The sequence below is a fragment of the Haloparvum sedimenti genome (assembly GCF_001462205.1).
GTDB classification, from domain to species: Archaea; Halobacteriota; Halobacteria; order Halobacteriales; family Haloferacaceae; genus Haloparvum; species Haloparvum sedimenti.
The window spans coordinates 136,427-136,701 of the sequence record NZ_LKIR01000142.1; the positions used below are offsets into that span (position 1 = coordinate 136,427).

Genomic DNA, 275 nt, shown 5'->3' on the forward strand with positions numbered 1-275 from the left:
CCTCCAACATCCTCATCTACGGGAAGACGGGGACCGGAAAGACGGCGTCCGCGAAGTTCGTCTCCAACGAGCTGGAGTCCACCTCTCAGAAGTACGACGTACCCTGCGAGGTCGAGTACATCAACTGCGAGGTGACCGACACCCAGTACCGCGTGCTCGCGCAACTCGCGAACAAGTGGCTCTGTTGAAATCCCATGAGTTCTACATTATCGCCGCTGAAGCAACCGAGTGAACGGAATGCCTTTGCCTCGGTGGCGTCTTCAACGAGTATGCGC

At 57.5% G+C, this 275-nt stretch carries 1 pseudogene; it reads left to right on the forward strand.

The features are described 5' to 3' along the window. A pseudogene (locus AN233_RS15260) lies at positions 1-182 on the forward strand (AAA family ATPase); the annotation flags it as partial. Positions 183-275: the final 93 nt, after the last annotated feature.